Source organism: Aeromonas sp. L_1B5_3 (genome assembly GCF_963866575.1).
Classification (GTDB): domain Bacteria; phylum Pseudomonadota; class Gammaproteobacteria; order Enterobacterales; family Aeromonadaceae; genus Aeromonas; species Aeromonas jandaei.
This window is the reverse complement of sequence record NZ_CAWMDN010000168.1, coordinates 1-15,560: the sequence shown is the minus strand read 5'-3', so window position 1 is coordinate 15,560 and position 15,560 is coordinate 1. Positions and strand designations below refer to the sequence as shown.

General features: G+C 54.6%; 13 protein-coding genes. 10 read left to right on the top strand and 3 right to left on the bottom strand.

Going from position 1 to position 15,560, the window contains the following annotated elements; all coding sequences use genetic code 11:
- Nucleotides 1–105: 105 nt before the first annotated feature.
- The 3 genes from AACR93_RS22245 to AACR93_RS22235 form a co-directional block, all read right to left on the bottom strand.
- Nucleotides 106–1,965: a peptidase U32 family protein gene (locus tag AACR93_RS22245; protein WP_043852011.1), complete on the bottom strand. Its 1,860-nt coding sequence runs from the start codon at nt 1,963–1,965 to the stop codon at nt 106–108.
- A 97-nt stretch (nt 1,966–2,062) separates the two neighbouring features.
- Complete coding sequence (locus AACR93_RS22240) at nt 2,063–2,671, bottom strand: LysE family translocator (RefSeq protein ID WP_043852010.1); 609 nt, start codon at nt 2,669–2,671, stop codon at nt 2,063–2,065.
- A gap of 128 nt (nt 2,672–2,799) precedes the next feature.
- Nucleotides 2,800–3,741 carry a LysR family transcriptional regulator gene (locus tag AACR93_RS22235; protein ID WP_043852009.1) on the bottom strand — a complete coding sequence of 314 codons (942 nt, stop codon included), beginning with the start codon at nt 3,739–3,741 and terminating at the stop codon, nt 2,800–2,802.
- Nucleotides 3,742–3,968: 227 nt separating this feature from the next.
- On the opposite strand from AACR93_RS22235, the gene AACR93_RS22230 reads away from it, so the two are divergent.
- From AACR93_RS22230 to cheD, 10 genes are all read left to right on the top strand, one after another.
- On the top strand, nt 3,969–5,057 hold the full coding sequence (locus tag AACR93_RS22230) for a ketoacyl-ACP synthase III (protein ID WP_043852008.1): 1,089 nt from the start codon (nt 3,969–3,971) through the stop codon (nt 5,055–5,057).
- A gap of 251 nt (nt 5,058–5,308) precedes the next feature.
- Nucleotides 5,309–6,526: a methyl-accepting chemotaxis protein gene (locus tag AACR93_RS22225; protein ID WP_043852007.1), complete on the top strand. Its 1,218-nt coding sequence runs from the start codon at nt 5,309–5,311 to the stop codon at nt 6,524–6,526.
- Nucleotides 6,527–6,535: 9 nt separating this feature from the next.
- Nucleotides 6,536–6,904 carry a response regulator gene (locus AACR93_RS22220; RefSeq protein WP_033114172.1) on the top strand — a complete coding sequence of 123 codons (369 nt, stop codon included), beginning with the start codon at nt 6,536–6,538 and terminating at the stop codon, nt 6,902–6,904.
- A gap of 13 nt (nt 6,905–6,917) precedes the next feature.
- Nucleotides 6,918–7,244 (top strand): STAS domain-containing protein, encoded by a 327-nt coding sequence (locus AACR93_RS22215; RefSeq protein WP_043852006.1) that lies wholly within the window; start codon nt 6,918–6,920, stop codon nt 7,242–7,244.
- A 22-nt stretch (nt 7,245–7,266) separates the two neighbouring features.
- The gene (locus tag AACR93_RS22210; RefSeq protein ID WP_043852005.1) at nt 7,267–9,477 is read left to right on the top strand and encodes a chemotaxis protein CheA; all 2,211 of its coding nucleotides are present in this window, start codon (nt 7,267–7,269) and stop codon (nt 9,475–9,477) included.
- Between the two features lie 10 nt (nt 9,478–9,487).
- Nucleotides 9,488–11,422, top strand: coding sequence for a HAMP domain-containing methyl-accepting chemotaxis protein (locus tag AACR93_RS22205; RefSeq protein WP_043852004.1), 1,935 nt, complete (start codon nt 9,488–9,490; stop codon nt 11,420–11,422).
- A 12-nt stretch (nt 11,423–11,434) separates the two neighbouring features.
- Entirely contained in the window at nt 11,435–12,004 is a 570-nt protein-coding gene (locus AACR93_RS22200; RefSeq protein WP_043852003.1) for a chemotaxis protein CheW, read from the top strand.
- Between the two features lie 41 nt (nt 12,005–12,045).
- Nucleotides 12,046–13,800 (top strand): methyl-accepting chemotaxis protein, encoded by a 1,755-nt coding sequence (locus AACR93_RS22195; protein ID WP_043852002.1) that lies wholly within the window; start codon nt 12,046–12,048, stop codon nt 13,798–13,800.
- Nucleotides 13,801–13,857: 57 nt separating this feature from the next.
- Nucleotides 13,858–14,661 (top strand): CheR family methyltransferase, encoded by an 804-nt coding sequence (locus tag AACR93_RS22190; RefSeq protein ID WP_043852001.1) that lies wholly within the window; start codon nt 13,858–13,860, stop codon nt 14,659–14,661.
- Nucleotides 14,662–14,666: 5 nt separating this feature from the next.
- Nucleotides 14,667–15,158: a chemoreceptor glutamine deamidase CheD gene (cheD, locus tag AACR93_RS22185; protein ID WP_043852000.1), complete on the top strand. Its 492-nt coding sequence runs from the start codon at nt 14,667–14,669 to the stop codon at nt 15,156–15,158.
- Nucleotides 15,159–15,560: the final 402 nt, after the last annotated feature.

Genomic DNA, 15,560 nt, shown 5'->3' with positions numbered 1-15,560 from the left:
AACAGTTCCAACCATAATTGCCAAACAAAAGCCCCGGAGCCATGCTCCGGGGCTTTTTCATTACTTCCCAGCCTGCTCTGACTTAACAGAGCCGCGCTCCGGCAATTACTTCTTCAAACTGCCCATCACATGCATCTCGCAGCGGTTGCAGTCAAAGCGCAGGCGGAAGGTATCTTTACCCATCTTGAGCTCCAGCGGCTCGGCCTTGAGACCGTGCACCTCGTTCGGACAGAGGTTCTGGCTGTAACGGATACAGTGCTTGGTGATCATCAGCACCACTTCCCGCTCCTCCTTGTTCGCCTCATAGGCGGGGGCAATGCGCTCCACCCCGTGTTCGCGGAAGAACTGCTCGGCGGCGCTGTTCAGCACGTTGCCAAGGTAGGAGAGACGGTGCTGGGGATAGTTGATATCCCGCAGGGCGATGCGTCGCTCGGGGCGCTGGTAGCTCGCCACGCGTGCGGCCTCCAGCGCAGCGATGCCATCCCGGCGCAAGCCGTTGAGCTGTGATGCGGCGATAAATAGCGGGTGAGTGAATCCCAACTCAATCTTGCGCGCCACAAACAGGGTATTGCCGAGTTTACCAAGCTGGTCGCGCGCCTGTTGCAGCGCCCGCTCCGGATTGTCGGCAGGCTGTTTATCGCAAGACAGCGTCACCATGGCGCTGATGCCCTGCTCGTCGGTGAGCGTGAGGCTCACGCCCTCATCGCACTCTGCCAGCACCATATCGACCCGGATACGGCGATCCGCGCTCGCCTTCTCCAGCATCTTGCTGAACGCCTGATCGTGGTTGCGGTAGATTTCTGTCCCCACCTTCAGCCCCGGCATGCGTTCTGACAGGAGTAACTGCTTACCTTCGACTTTGTTGAGGCGCATCCCCACCAGCTCGTTATTCGGCTTGAAGAAGCCCAGACCGTCGCCGTTGTTGAGGGTGACCTGTTTGCCGTCTATCTTGATGCCGTCACGGGTCACCTTGGTGACCCGCCCCAGCGGCTCGCCCACATATTTCGGGCTCCTGGTGGAGTCGATACCCTGATGACGTCCATGGAGGAAGTAATCGGTGCTGCCGCGGTTGAAACTCTTCTTGGGGTCAGGCGTGAAGCTGTAGCTGCAACGGCCAGCAGAGGCAGCCACCAAATCGGAGCGGCTATCCAGAATGGCGTCCAGCTTCTGCCGATACCAGGCTGTGACGTTTTTGACGTAGTCGAGCCCCTTGAGTCGCCCCTCGATCTTGAAGGAGCGGATCCCCGCCTCGATCAAGGCCTCCAGGTTGTCGGTCTGATCCATATCCTTGAGGGACAACAGGTGGCTGTCGGCCACCAGCACTTCGCCATCCGGCTTTTGCAGCGAGCAGGGCAGACGGCAGAGCTGGGCACACTCACCGCGGTTGGCGCTGCGACCGGTACGGGCATGGCTGATGTTACACTGGCCGCTGTAGGAGACGCAGAGCGCGCCGTGGATAAAAAACTCCAGCTGCACATTGGTCGCCGCACTGATCTCGCGGATCTGCGCCAACGACAGTTCGCGCGCCAGAACCACCTGAGAGAAGCCCACATCCTGCAGAAACTTCACCTTCTCCGGCGTGCGGTTGTCGGTCTGGGTACTGGCATGGAGCGCGATGGGAGGCAAATCCAGCGCCAGCAGCCCCATATCCTGGACGATGAGCGCATCGGCACCGGCTTCATAAATTTGGTGGGTCAGGCGCCGGGCCTGTTCCAGCTCGTGATCGTGCAGCAGGGTGTTGAAGGCGACAAAGACCTGGGCTCCGAAGCGATGGGCGTGGCGCGCCAGCGCTTCGATATCTTCGATGGTGTTGCCCGCAGCGCTGCGGGCGCCAAAGGCAGGGCCGCCCATGTAGACGGCATCGGCGCCATGGTTGATGGCTTCGATGCCGTAGGCGAGGTTCTTGGCCGGAGCCAGCAGCTCCAACCGGTTGTTGTGGCTTAACGGGTGCTTGTTCTGGTGCATGGTCTCGGGATCAGGGCGGACAGCAAATGGGCGCTACTCTAGCCCATTCACCACCCACATGCCTTGATCCCGCTTAAGGTATCTGCGAAATGCAGGATTACATAACCACCTTGAGTGCCAGCCCGAGCAGCACCAGCCCGCTCACTTTATCGATCACAAAGGATTTAGCTTTAAGCCACGCCAGCACCGGCCCGCGGGATAGCACCAGCGCCACCAGCACGTACCAGACTGCATCGATCCCGCCAGCGGTGAGCATCATGATGCCCCCTTCGCTCCAGCCGGTATCGGCCCGCACAAACTGGCTGAACAGGGCGATGAAGAAGACCGCCAGCTGGGGATTGAGGAAGGCCACCATAAAACCTTCAAAGGCCCCTTGCCGACCGCGCAACTGGTGCACCTCTTCACTCGCTTCACCACTGGTTGGTTTTGCCAGCAGGGCTTTCACCCCGAGCCAGGCGAGAAACGCAGCACCGCCGTAGCGGATCAGATCAAACAGGATCGGGGTCTGGGTGATCAGGAGCGAGAGGCCAAGCGCGGTAACCAGCGCATAGATACCAACCCCGAGGCCGTGGCCAAGCGCGGTGGCAACGCCGTGCCCCTGCCCGCCCTGCACGGTGTTGCGGATGATCAGAGCCAGACTCGGCCCCGGGCTGATGGCCCCCATCACGCAGATTGCGGCCAGTGCCAGCCAACTCGTCAGTTCCATGCATTTCCTCTTTATATGCTCGATATGATGACCTGCATTCAGGGTACGGGCTGAGCCATTATGCCAGTAGTGAAAGTTATGAATAGATTCCATAACCAATGGCTATGGCACCACACAACTGACTGCGGCTAACCGCCGAGATCGAGCAGCTTGCGACTTTCGCCGACGGTACGTTGCAGGTGATCCCGCAGGAATGGGTAGGCCAGCTCGCGAAACCAGCGGTGGGCCGGATCCTGATGGTGGCGCTGATGCCACAGCAGATGATACTGCTGGTCGCGGGTAGCAAATGGCAGATCGACAAAGGTGAGATCATGGCCGCAGGAGAGCTGCCAGGCGATATGGGCCGGGGTTGTCATCAGACAATCCGTGCGCAGCAACACCTCCACTGCGGCCTGGAAGAATGGGACTCGGGCAAACCAGCGCCGACTCAGTCCCTGCGGCGCCAACACCTGCTCAACCGGACTGTCCTTGTCGCCTCCCCCACTCACCTGCAAGTGAGGCCAGGCGAGATAGTCATCGAGACTCAGCGCCTTGCCCGCCAGCGGGTGATGACGTCCCATCAATACCGCCAGCCGATCTTCCCCCTGATGCAGGCCGCGGATCTGATCCGGCACCTGTTCGGTGATGGTGGAGACCAGATCAAGCTCGGACTGCCACAGTTGCGGCAGCTGACGTTTGTCCCACAGGCTGTACTCCAGCGCCGCCAACGGCGCCTCTTTGGCAAGCGCGGCGCAGATATCGGGCAGGATATGCTGGGCCACATAATCAGAAGAGGCGAGTCGAAATACCCGCTCGCAGCGGCTCGGGTCAAATCCGGGCGCCTCATAGAGCCGCTCCAGCGCACCGAGAGAATCCGCCAGCTGGGAGGACAACAGTTCGGCCCGTGGCGTCAGCAGCCAACGTTGCCCCTCCCGCACCAGCAGCTCGTCGTCAAACTCGCTGCGCAACTGGGCAAGCTGCTTGCTGATGGAGGGCTGACTCAGGTGCAGCAGCTCGGCGGCGCGGCTGATATTGCGGATCTCCAGCAGCACCTTGAGGGTGGGCAGCAGGTTGAGATTGGCTCTGAGCAAAGAGATACCCTCATCGGTGGCGAAACGCCTATCTTAGGGCAGACGAGTCCCGTGTTTTAAGCAAAATTTCCTGCCATGTTCAGCACGTTGCGACCCTTTGCGGCCAGATGGCGCAGCCACTTGCCCGGCACATAACCATGACCACAAGATGACAGTGGTTGTCTCGTGCGGCATAATTGCACGATTTTCCGCCCGCGGGGCGCTCCACTTTGAGAAGCGGTAACAAGATGAAATACGCCAATATCACAGGCTGGGGAAAATGCCTGCCCCCCTCCGTGCTGACCAATGACGACCTAAGCACCATCATGGATACGTCAGATGAGTGGATCTATCCCCGTACCGGCATCAAGCAGCGTCGGGTCTCCCATGTCAGTACCTCAGACCTGGCGACTCTGGCTGGCCGTCGCGCGCTGGCCTGTGCTGGTCTCGAAGCGAGCGACCTCGATGGCATCATCCTGGCTACCGCCACTCCGGACAACCTGCTGCCAAGCGCCGCCTCTGCGGTGCAGAAGAAGCTCGGGGCCGTCAATGCCGCCGTGTTCGACCTCAACGCCGCCTGCACCGGTTTCGTCTACTCCCTCTCGGTCGCTACCTCGCTGGTACAGACCGGCATGATGAAGAAGGTGCTGGTGATCGGCGCCGAGCGCCTCACCTACCTGCTGGACTGGGCCCGTCGTGATACCGCGGTACTGTTTGGCGACGGAGCCGGTGCCGTGGTGATCGAGGCAAGCGAACAGGAGTGTGGCCTGATCGCCAACAAGCTGGGCTGTGACAGCGAAGCGCGGGAGATCCTGCACGTTCCGAACTTCGGCACCGATCGGGTGCGCTTTGCCGATATCGACGGTCTGTTCACCTTCAACTTCGAAGGTCAGGAGATCTTCAAGCGTGCAGTGCGCGGTATGGGCGAAGCGACTGCTACCGTTTTGTCTCAGGCGGGAGTGACCCCCGAGCAGATCGACCTGATCGTCCCCCATCAGGCCAATATCCGCATCATCGAAACCCTCGCCAAGCGGATGAATGCGCCGATGGATAAGGTGATGGTCAACATCGAAAACTACGGCAACACCTCGGCCGCCACTGTGCCCATCGCCCTGTGCGAAGCGCTGGAGCAGGGCCGCGTCCAGCCAAACTCCTATCTGCTGACCGCCGCCTTCGGTGCCGGCCTGACCTGGGGTGCCGCCATCATCAAGTGGGGTGATCGTGTTACCCCTATCAACAAGTGCGAGGCTGAACTGCCGCCCTGCGACAAAAGCGCGCTGGAGCTCATCGCCCATGCAGTGGAAGGGTGTCAGAAAGCCCACGCCAACGAAGCCTGACAGCTACCACTTTCAGCAAAAGAGCCTGCAACTGCAGGCTCTTTTTTTATCCAGCTCACCCTACTCCTGTTCTTGTCCCCTTAACAGTACCTCTGGCTACCAGCCATAACAGACCAATTTGCAGCCAAGTATTTTTTTTACGCTACCCTTATTGTGACAACTATAAATAAAGAAAGAGATTCAAGAGACACTCACATTAAAACCATCGGCTCTTGAACCCCAAAAAATTTTGCACTGGGATAAAACTTCAAATGACACAACCAAAAAGTGGCGTAAACACACCGCTTTGGGAACCGGTTTGCTGGTTCTGCGGTATTGGTCTTGGCGTGCTGAGCTGCCTGCTATTACAGCTTGCCGGCGCCCTTTCGCTCATTTACCTGCTTGTTACCGTGCTCTTCTCCTGCGGGGCCTCTCTCTGGACATCTCGCCATTTCCATCAGCAGTTGCACCACCAGCAAACTCGCACAGCTGATTCCGCGGCCATGGATAACAGCGTACATGCCAACTCCATCGCTGGCCTCGAACAGGTATGTGAAAAAGTTCTCCCCATCTGGTCAAAACAGATTGAAAACTCTCGCCAACAGACCGAAGAGGCCATGATCGATCTGACTCAACGCTTCAGCGGATTGGCCACCAAGCTGGAAGAAGCCGTCAATGCCTCTCATCTTGCTGCGGGGGAACTGGGAGATGCCAACTCTCGGGGCATGGCAGGAGTTCTGAGCGAAAGCCAACAACAGCTCAATGAAGTCGTGGCCATCTTGCACTCGGCGCAAGCCAATCGGGATGCCATGCTGGCCGAGATAAAGAGCCTGACAACCTACACTATCGAACTCAATGTCATGGCGATGGATGTTGCCAAGATTGCCTCCCAGACCAACCTTCTGGCACTCAACGCAGCCATTGAAGCAGCACGGGCTGGTGAAGCCGGACGTGGTTTTGCCGTGGTAGCGGATGAAGTGCGCAACCTGTCACGCCTCTCGAGCGAAACAGCCCAAAAAATGACGGATAAAGTCGACACCATCAACACAGGGATCAGCCGTGCATTTCAGATTGCAGAAAATGCCGCGGCACGGGATCACGCCTCGGCCCTCAATTCCGAGCAAACCATCGAGCAGGTGCTGAGCCGCTTTCGCCATGCCACCAACAGTCTGGCTGAGTCAGCGTCTTTACTGCAAAACGAAAGCACCGAAATCCATCGCGAGATCTCCAGCGTTATTGTCTCACTGCAATTTCAGGACAGGGTTAGCCAGATCCTGAGCCATATCCGGAAAAATATGGAGAACCTCTCGAACCACCTGCAATCGGAGCAAAACAACCAGCTATCGGGACCTATCCAGATCGATGCCAACCGGTGGTTGGCTGATATGGAGCTCTCATACGCAACCGATGAGCAACGCAATATTCACCATGGTCGCACTCCCCGTACAGTCCAAGCGCAAACAAGCAGCGCTGACATCACATTTTTCTAGGAGAGATATATGGGCAAAACGATCCTGATCGTGGATGACTCGGCAACCATTCGCCAAGTCGTAGGCATGACGCTCAAAGGCGCCGGTTATGAAGTAATGGAGGCTTGTGATGGCAAGGACGCGCTCAAAAAACTCGACGGCAAGAAGATCAACCTGATCATCAGCGACGTCAACATGCCCAACATGGATGGCATCACCTTTGTCAAAGAGGCGAAAAAGCTGGCCAGCTACAAATTCACTCCCGTCATCATGCTGACGACTGAGTCGCAGGATAGCAAAAAGCAAGAAGGCCAGGCTGCAGGCGCCAAAGCATGGGTAGTCAAACCGTTCCAGCCGGAACAGATGCTCTCCGCGGTATCCAAACTGATCATGCCATGATCCCGGAGCTCATATGACATTGCAAAGCGAGATGCTGGATAACAAGACAGTGGTCACTCTACCTGACGAGCTCACCATATACACAGTGGGCGAAATCAAAGAGGCACTCACCCCCTTGCTCTATCAAGGACGGGAACTGGAACTCAATCTGGCAAATATTGCCGAGATAGATAGTGCGGGACTCCAACTGCTGATCGCAGCCAAAAAAAGTGCACAGCAACAGGGTTACCCCCTCTCGCTGGTCTGGCATAGCAACGTCGTGCTGGAACTTCTGGAACTTTGCCAATTATCCGGATTCTTTGGCGATCCAACTCTCATCACTCATGACGAGCGGCCCTGAGCCACCATGACAAGGAGTCACTGTGAGTATCGATCTTGATCAGGCTTTACAAACCTATATTGCCGAGGCGCGTGATCTACTCGAAGAGATGGAATCCGCTCTACTCTCACTGGAAGGTGAGCCAAATAATGGCGAACTGATAGGTGCCATCTTCCGAGCGGCTCACACCATCAAAGGCTCCGCAGGGCTGTTTGGGCTGCAACCGATTGTCGGGTTTACCCACATCGTAGAGGATCTGCTCGACCAGATAAGAAACCAGCAACTTGCTGTCACCTCTCCCTTGATAAAGGATCTGCTGGAGAGTTGTGACCACATCCAGCTACTCATCAGCGTCGTGGCCGAACAGGGCTCAGCATTGAGCGATAGCGACGAAATGCAGGATCAGCGCTTGCGGCTCGCTCTCACCCGTTACCAATGCGTACCGCAAGCCACGTTGCCAGATACGGTGCCCACTCCCGAAGCCAAAATAGAAAAAGAGGGAGCTGTCACCTGCTCAGCATCGCTATGGCATATCTCTCTGCGCTTTGGTCCGGACGTGCTACGAAACGGCATGGATCCTGCGGCCTTTCTCCGCTATCTCTGCACGCTCGGAACTATCAGTGCACTGGAGACCATTCACCAGGCCATACCGGATTGGGAGCAATTTGATCCGGAAAATTGCTATCTCGGTTACGAAATTGATTTTGACTCGCAAGCAGATAAGGCTGCCATCAGCGACGTCTTTGAATTTGTCAGAGATGACTGCCAGATTGTCATTCTCCCACCCCACAGCAAGATCACCGAGTTCATCAATCTCATTGAATCGCTGCCGGAAGATAACGCCATGCTGGGGCAACTGCTGGTCAACACCGGTGCCCTGACTGCAGAAGAGCTGGCCGCTGGACTACAAACCCAGCAAGCAACATCCAATGAAACCGCGCCCAAGCTTGGTGAAATCCTTATCGCACAAGGCGCTGTCAATGAAGCCGTTGTCGATGCAGCACTGAAAAAACAAAACCAGACCAAAGAGAGTAAAAACAAGGAGGGACGCTACGTCAGGGTACATGCCGACAAGCTGGATGACCTGATCAATCTGGTTGGGGAGTTGGTAGTCGCCAGTTCAGGGGCAAACTTGCTCGCACAGCGCATCAGGGAAGCCCAGCTACAGGAAGCCACATCGGTAATCGCCATGCTGGTGGAAGAGATCCGCGATAACGCATTGCGCCTGAGAATGGTCCCCATTGGTGATACCTTCAACCGCTTTCAACGAGTTGTACGAGATGTAAGTCAGGAGCTAAACAAAGAAATCACCCTGGTAATATCAGGAGCAGAAACCGAGCTGGACAAATCCGTCGTAGAGAAGATCGGCGACCCGCTCATGCATCTGGTCAGAAATGCGATGGATCATGGTATCGAATCAGCCGAGCGACGCCTACTTGCAGGCAAACCGTCCAAAGGAACGTTGAACCTCAACGCCTACCACGACTCTAACAGCATCGTTATCGAGATCAGGGATGATGGTGCTGGCCTCAATAAGGCAAGGATCCAGCAAAAAGCCATTCAACGCGGTTTGATCAGTAGCACCAGTACGCTGACAGACCAGGAGATTTACCAACTCATCTTCGAGCCCGGCTTCTCCACTGCCGAAGCAATTACCAATCTCTCCGGCCGCGGCGTCGGTATGGATGTAGTCAAACGCAACATTACGGCATTGAGGGGCACAGTTGAGCTCGACAGCATTCCAGGCAAGGGCACCAGAGTGCAAATCCGCCTTCCGCTGACACTCGCCATCATCGACGGTTTTCTGGTCAGGGTCTGCGATACCCATTATGTGATCCCGCTGGATATGGTGATCGAGTGCGTAGAATTAACACCAAACGCTCTGGCCGATACACAAGGACGAAATTACATCAACTTGCGAGGTGAAGTGCTGCCATTCATTCGCCTTCAGCACTACTTTGATACCCAGGGCATCAGGGGACGTCGTGAGAATATTGTCGTTGTGAGTTATGCAGGGAAAAAATCTGGACTGGTAGTCGATGAGCTGCTGGGAGAATTTCAAACTGTCATCAAACCTCTGGGTAAATTATTCCAGCGGCTACAGGGAATAAGCGGTTCAACCATTTTGGGAGGAGGAGAAATTGCTCTTATCCTCGATATTCCATCGCTTATTCAGCACGCAATAAACCAAGAATCAGGACAATTTAGCCGATTCAATCCCCCATCAATCCAAACCCAAATCAGCATCAACTGAGGAGTCACATATGTTTAAAAACTCCACCATAAAATTACGCCTCATTGTTCTGCTTTGCCTGCTTTGCACACTGCTGCTCGGAGTTGGCAGCCTTGGCTTATATAATATGCAAAGCAGCAATACAGGGTTGCAACGGGTCTACAACGACCGGGTGGTTCCACTCAAACAACTGAAAACTATCTCTGATCGCTACGCCGTCTCGATCATCGACAACGTCAATAAAGCCAATGCAGGTCTGATCCCGGCAGAAGAGGCTCTGACCCAGATTCAGCAAGCGCAAAAAGAAATCAAGGATGTATGGCAACAATATCAATCAACCACTCTTACCAGGGAAGAGCAGCGTCTATCTGCCGAAGTCACAAGCCTGTTTAATGCAGCCAACCAAGACATTGGCAAGCTGGAAAAATATCTGGCAACCCAGCATGGCACGCTCTCTGGCATGCTCAGCAACTTCGACGGGGCTCTGTACAACTCAATAGACCCCATAGGTAACAAGATAACCGAGCTGGTAACCCTGCAACTCGATGTAGCCAAAGCAGAATACACTGCGGCCCAATCTTGGTACCACATCATGCTCATCACCATGGCCAGCGTTGTCGCTGCAGGCATGATCCTCGCTGCCTGGTTGGGAGCCATGCTGATCAAAAGCATCATTGCCCCGATTGAACAAGCACTGCATGTGGCCAACAGTCTGGCTGCAGGCAACCTGGATGTGTCTATCAAGGTTGAATCAAATGACGAAGCAGGACAGTTGCTGCTCGCCATGGACAATATGGTCAAAACGCTGGGAGCACTGATCACCGACATAGAGACTCTGGTTACCGCCGCCGTTGAGCAAGGGGATTTCAGCCATAAAATTTCACTGGAGGATCGCCAGGGCTATATCAAGCGTGTATCAGAACTATTGAACCGCTTATCTCATGTCACGGATACCAGCCTTGAGGATGTGATGCGCATTGCAACCTCTCTCTCCAAGGGAGACCTGACACAACGCATTGACGAGCCCTACCCCGGGATTTTTGGTCAGACAAAAGATGGCTTGAACCAAACCATTGTGGCACTGACACACATCATTGAAGAGGTACGCAACGCCGCAGATAACCTCACCAATGCATCCAACCAGGTGAGCAACACAGCACAAGCCCTAAGCCAGGCAACCAGTGAACAAGCAGCCAGCGTGGAGGAGACAAGTGCATCCATCGAGCAGATGAGTGCCAGCATCAATCAGAACACAGAGAATGCCAAAATCACCGACAGCATGGCCAGCAACTCGGTAAAAGAGGCAACCGAAGGTGGGCGTTCTGTTCAGCAAACAGTGGCTGCCATGCAGCAAATAGCCAAGAAAGTCAGCATTATCGATGATATTGCCTATCAAACTAACCTGCTGGCACTGAACGCAGCCATCGAAGCAGCTCGCGCCGGCGAACATGGTAAAGGTTTTGCTGTGGTCGCGGCTGAAGTTCGAAAACTTGCTGAACGTAGCCAGGTCGCCGCGCAGGAGATTGGTGAGCTATCTTCCGACAGCGTCAGCAAGGCAGAGTGCGCTGGCAGTTTGCTTGAGAAAATTGTCCCCTCGATCCGCAAAACATCCGATCTGGTTCAGGAAATTAATGCGGCCTCCTCTGAACAAGCCAGTGCAGCCAACCAAATCAGTCTGGCGATGAGTCAACTTAATCAGGTAACACAGCAAAATGCGGCCAGCAGCGAAGAGTTGGCAGCCACAGCGGAAGAGATGAGCTCGCAGGCAAGTGAACTGCAGCAGACTATGTCCTTTTTCTCGTTGGAGAAAAATGCGCAAACCAACATCAGTCAGTATGAGCAGAGCCATAAAAGCCATAAAGCATCTCCTCCCAGAGGAAGCTTTATTGCCCCACCACAACGGGTTGTTCAGCCGCATCAGCCCTCATCTTCATCCTTGAATGAAGCTGATTTTGTTCACTTTTAACCGGAGGACCGCATGAACAGTTCAACCGATATCAGGCTGCCACCGGCAACATTGAGCGAACAATCAGGCGATGCCCAGTACCTGACTTTTCTGATTAACAACGAGATGTTTGCCATCAATATTTTGGGAGTCAAAGAGATCATCGAATACGGCAACATTACTCCCATTCCCATGATGCCGAGCTTTATCCGCGGGGTGATAAATCTGAGGGGATCCGTAGTATCTGTCGTGGATCTGAGTGCCCGTTTTGGCTCTGCTCCCTCCACCATTACGCGCCGAAGCTGCATCGTCATCATTGAAGGAATGCCACCGCAAGGCGATGAGCCTGCTGGCCAGGATATAGGGGTTGTAGTCGATTCGGTATCTGAAGTACTAGGCATCCCACCATCCGACATCGAACCGCCCCCCAGTTTTGGCGCAAAAATCAGAGCTGACTTCATCAGCGGAATGGGCAAGGTAAATGGCAAGTTCGTCATTCTGATCGACACCGAAAAAGTTCTGTCACTGGAAGAGATGGCCCAGCTCAACGAAATAACCCAGCCGCAGGCGCGTTTATCGCAGAGTAACCTGCAACTTTCCTGAAACGGCCCCCATAACATGACATGCAGCACAAGGACACGCTCATGACTCAATCACTCTTTGGCAAGCTCTTCGGCAGCAGTGCAGCAGAAACGCTCAAGCATGCCCAACTACTGGCATCTATCAAAAGGCTCCAGCAAGCACTAATCGATGATGCGTCACTCCACCCGCTCGATCTCTCCGGATTTGATGGTTCACAACTAGAGACTGGCCACAGCATCAATGAACTTGTCACTCTGATGAATGAGAAGCTGGAGAGCTACAGAGAAGAGCTTCATAACAACCAGAGGCTCCTCCATGAAAATCGGCTGGTTCGCAAAGCTCTCGATTGCGCCACGACCAATGTGATGATCGCCGATACCAATTTCGACATCATCTACATGAACGAAGCCGTGACCGAAATGCTCAATACGGCTGAATCTGATATCAAAAAAGAGCTATACAGCTTCAATGCCAATCAGCTGATGGGGGCAAACATCGACAGCTTTCACAAGCATCCCGGCCACCAGCGCGCCATGCTGGCCAAATTGAGCAGCACCTATCGTACCCAAATTAAGCTCGGTGGACGCACCTTCGCCCTGATTGCCAATCCGGTCTTCAATGACAATGGCGAACGGCTTGGTGCCGTTGTCGAATGGGCAGACAGAACCAAGGAGGTGACCATCGAGAGAGAGATGTCTGATCTCGTGCAAGCTGTCATCAACGGCGAACTGCACCACCGCATGGATCTGGCAGGAAAGAGCGGATTTTTCCAAACTATGGGGGAAGGGATCAATCAGATTGCCGAAGTAATCGACAGCACGCTAAGCGATGTCATCCGGATAGTTCAGTCTTTGGCTAAAGGAGACCTGACCCAGCACATTGAAGCCGATTACCCCGGCATATTCGGTACCACCAAGGATGCTCTCAACCAAACCATTGCCTCCCTGACCAATATTGTGACAGAGGTGAGAAGTGCCTCGGATAACTTATCCAGCGCAGCCGAACAGGTTAGTGCAACAGCTCAATCCATCAGCCAGTCGAGTAGTGAACAAGCAGCCAGCATGGAGGAGACCAGCGCATCAATAGAACAGATGAGTGCCAGCATCAACCAGAACACCGACAACGCCCAAGTCACCGATGGCATGGCCAGCAAGGCCGCGAAAGAGGCGATAGAGGGTGGCGAGGCTGTCAAACTTACCGTTGATGCAATGAAGCAGATAGCCAAACGGATTGGCATCATCGACGACATCGCCTATCAAACCAACTTGCTGGCACTCAATGCGGCAATCGAGGCCGCCCGGGCAGGCGATCATGGCAAAGGCTTTGCCGTAGTTGCAGCTGAAGTTCGCAAGCTGGCCGAGCGCAGCCAGATCGCGGCACAAGAGATTGGTGAGCTCGCGTCCAGCAGTGTAGATATGGCAGAGAAAGCTGGGCATCTTCTGGATCAAATGGTGCCCTCTATCAACAAAACATCGGATCTTGTTCAGGAGATCAGTGCGGCATCGACTGAGCAATCAACCGGCGTCAGCCAGATCAACCTCGCCATGAACCAGCTCAGCCAGGTTACCCAGCAAAATGCATCCTGTAGCGAAGAGCTGGCGGCAACAGCGGAGGAGATGAGCACTCAGGCAGAACAACTACAACTCGCTATGGAGTTCTTCACTCTGGAGGAACCACACAAAGAGAACAAAGCCAACGGCAAGTCTGCGCATCACCATACCAAAGGGCATTTCGTTACCGAGGGGAATAACAAAAACCAGGATCGATTAGCCGGTCAACCGCGTCCACTCAATGATTCTGATTTCGTCCGGTTTTAACCATGAGAAGAGAGGCATTGCCTCTCTTCTGAATATCTCTGGTGGAGGCATAGGCACTTGTACCAAATCCAGTTACATGATGACGAATTCTCCCGTTTCCAACGCTGGCTGCATCAGACGGCGGGGATTGATATGTCCCCTGCCAAAAAAGCGCTGGTCGCCAGTCGGCTGGCAAAGCGGGTATGTCACTACGGGCTGGAAAGTTATGACGATTATTTTCAGTTCATCATGGCCGACAGGAGTGGCGAACTGCAACTGGCTCTCGATCTGCTCACGACCAATGAAACCTACTTCTTCAGAGAACCCAAGCATTTTGATTTTCTGACCCAGCAGGTTCTCACCCACATACCTGCAGATCGCTCATTGAGGATCTGGAGTGCCGCCAGCTCCTCTGGTGAAGAGCCATACAGCCTTGCCATGACCCTGGCAGAGAAGCGAAACACGCTCGGCTGGGAGATCCTGGCCTCGGATATCTCATCACGGGTGCTTGAGCAGGCGATGAGCGGACGTTATCCAATAGAACGTGCCCATAACATACCGCTCTCTTTTTTGATGAAGTACTGCCTCAAGGGCATCGGTCTGCAGGAGGGCACTTTCATCATCGATCGCAAGCTGCGGGAAAAAGTCCGTTTCATGCAGATCAACCTAAATCAGGAACTGCCCGACATTGGCATGTTTGACGTCATCTTCATCCGTAATGTCATGATCTACTTCAACAAGGAGACCAAAGCACAAGTATTGCAACGGTTGGTGCCCAAGCTGAAACATGGCGGCTATCTGCTGGTCAGCCATGCAGAAAGCCTGCACGGCTTGCCGCATGGTTTGCAGCTTGTCTCTCCCTCCATCTACCAGAAGAGATAACCGGCATGGTACGGGAGGTTATCCTGCAACCGGGGGAGATCTTCTTTGGCAAGGAAGATGTGCACATAAAAACCTTCCTTGGCTCCTGCGTGGCCATCACCTTGTGGCATCCGGAGCAGAAACAGGGCGGTATGTGCCATTACATGTTGCCAACCCGGGGAACCCCCACCACAGAGCTGGATGGGCGCTATGCCGATGAGGCCATCACCCTGCTGCTAAAGGCGATTGCCCGGTACCCCGCCCCCATTCATGAGTACGAGGTGAAGCTGTTTGGAGGGGGCAACATGTTTGACGCACCAGAGTACATCCAGAGCGACAACAATGTCGCCACCAGAAATATTCAGGCAGCCTGGCAGCTGACCAAACACCTGGGACTTGATATCAAGGCTCATCATCTTGGCCACTATGGCCACCGAAGCCTGATTTTCGAGCTCAATAGCGGTAGTGTCTGGCTTCGCCATCATCGTCTGCCACATCAACGGGAGTCGCGAGAATGAAACAGATCCGGGTCATGCTGGTGGATGATTCCGCCGTGGTCAGACAGGTCTTGCAAGCTGTGTTGGAGCAGGAGCCAGATATCAAGGTTATCGCAACAGCCTCAGACCCGATTTTTGCCCAGGACAAGCTGAAGAAAGAGTGGCCCGATGTCATCATCCTCGATGTGGAGATGCCACGAATGGATGGCATCACCTTTCTCACCAAGATCATGGCAGAGCACCCTACCCCAGTGGTTATCTGCTCCTCTCTGACCGAAAAAGGAGCTGAAACCACCCTGCAGGCAATGGCGGCCGGAGCGGTCGATATCATCACCAAACCAACCATGGGGATAAAGAGCTTCTTGCAGGAGTCAGCCCATGATCTGGCTATGGCGGTACGAGCCCTGTCTCTTATACACATCT

Bases quoted from the DNA above. Each gene is read 5' to 3' on its own strand.
- AACR93_RS22245 (WP_043852011.1), bottom strand. From the start codon at position 1,965: ATGCACCAGAACAAGCACCCGTTAAGCCACAACAACCGGTTGGAGCTG.
- AACR93_RS22240 (WP_043852010.1), bottom strand. From the start codon at position 2,671: ATGGAACTGACGAGTTGGCTGGCACTGGCCGCAATCTGCGTGATGGGG.
- AACR93_RS22230 (WP_043852008.1), top strand. From the start codon at position 3,969: ATGAAATACGCCAATATCACAGGCTGGGGAAAATGCCTGCCCCCCTCC.
- AACR93_RS22225 (WP_043852007.1), top strand. From the start codon at position 5,309: ATGACACAACCAAAAAGTGGCGTAAACACACCGCTTTGGGAACCGGTT.
- AACR93_RS22220 (WP_033114172.1), top strand. From the start codon at position 6,536: ATGGGCAAAACGATCCTGATCGTGGATGACTCGGCAACCATTCGCCAA.
- AACR93_RS22215 (WP_043852006.1), top strand. From the start codon at position 6,918: ATGACATTGCAAAGCGAGATGCTGGATAACAAGACAGTGGTCACTCTA.
- AACR93_RS22205 (WP_043852004.1), top strand. From the start codon at position 9,488: ATGTTTAAAAACTCCACCATAAAATTACGCCTCATTGTTCTGCTTTGC.
- AACR93_RS22200 (WP_043852003.1), top strand. From the start codon at position 11,435: ATGAACAGTTCAACCGATATCAGGCTGCCACCGGCAACATTGAGCGAA.
- AACR93_RS22195 (WP_043852002.1), top strand. From the start codon at position 12,046: ATGACTCAATCACTCTTTGGCAAGCTCTTCGGCAGCAGTGCAGCAGAA.
- cheD (WP_043852000.1), top strand. From the start codon at position 14,667: ATGGTACGGGAGGTTATCCTGCAACCGGGGGAGATCTTCTTTGGCAAG.